This is a genomic window from Laspinema palackyanum D2c (genome assembly GCF_025370875.1).
Classification (GTDB): domain Bacteria; phylum Cyanobacteriota; class Cyanobacteriia; order Cyanobacteriales; family Laspinemataceae; genus Laspinema; species Laspinema palackyanum.
The window spans coordinates 1-1406 of record NZ_JAMXFD010000074.1 but is presented as its reverse complement, the minus strand read 5'-3'; the positions used below and the strand labels follow the sequence as shown (position 1 = coordinate 1406).

The 1406-nt window shown below is 47.6% G+C and carries 1 protein-coding gene; it reads left to right on the top strand.

Features of this window, described 5'->3' with window-relative positions; genetic code table 11:
• Positions 1 to 1406: choice-of-anchor Q domain-containing protein (locus tag NG795_RS28340; protein ID WP_367291944.1), on the top strand; the 1406-nt coding region annotated here is incomplete at both ends.

Genomic DNA, 1406 nt, shown 5'->3' with positions numbered 1-1406 from the left:
GATGTTAACGTCACCGCCAATGTCCTGATCGCCGACCCCCTATTAGGACCGCTACAGGAAATAAATGGATTTCTGATTCATCCGTTACTACCGGGAAGTCCTGCCATTGATGGGGGAAATAATGCAGTAGCACCCGCCACAGATAAACGGGGACAAATTCGGCCCTTTGATGGGGATGGGAATGGGACAGCAGTCGCCGATATTGGGGCCTACGAATTCGGCATTCCAGTAGTATCCGAGTTGCCGATTGAAGTAGTACAGGGAACAACAGCGATCGCTGATAATACAACCACCTCCGTTAACCTCGGAACGACAGAAATCGGACAGGCACTCACCACCACCTTTACCCTCCGGAATACGACCCCAAATGAAGTTACTTTATCCAACTTACAACTCCCCACAACCTTTAGTTTAGTCGGTCCTTTTCCGGGCACAATTCCCGGTAATGCAGAAGCAACCTTTCAAGTCCAACTCGATGCCAGTAATGCCGGAACTCCCTTGGGAGAGTTACAATTTATCGCCAACAACAACACATCCAATCCTTTTAACTTTCCCATTACTGCCACCATCACTTCCCCACCGTCACCCCAACCCCCCACAGGTACCCCCTCGGGTCCAGAGATAATACCTGTTGGACCAATTTTGCCTGAATCTCTGCCTCCAACGGACTCTCAGACAGGTGATTCTCTTCCCGTCGATTCTTCTAACCGAGATTTTAGCCTTCCTGAATCCGGTGCTTGTCAGGGATTCATGGTATTTCCTGGACCCAATCCTGTCGGCGATACTCTCTACTCGGGAAGTGTCAATCCCTTTTTTGGGACCGATACCGGAGAAATTGTTTTCGGGACTACAGGGGATGATTTCCTCCTAGGATTGGGAGGGAATGACAACATCTATAGTGGGACGGGAAATGATACTCTCCACGGCAATACCGGCAATGATTATATTGATGCTGGTTTTGACAATGATTTAGTACATGGCGGGAAGGAAAATGATACCTTATTGGGATTTGATGGGAATGATACGCTATTTGGAGATAACGAGAATGATTGGTTATGGGGAGGCAATGGGGAGGATTTCTTAAATGGCAATCGCGGAGATGATACCCTATTTGGCTGGGATGGTAATGATACCCTGCATGGGGGAAAACAAAATGATTTTCTTTATGGACAGGAAGGAGATGATTTCCTGTTTGGAGATAATGATAATGATGTCCTCTGCGGAGGCAATGGCCATGATTTCCTCAATGGAAATCTGGGAGATGATACCCTGTTCGGCGGTGAGGGAAATGATACTCTTCATGGGGGAAAAGAGAACGATATTCTCAACGGAGGCAATGGCAATGATGTCCTCTGGGGAGATTTGGGAAATGATACCTTAATTGGCGGGACAGGAGAGGATATCTT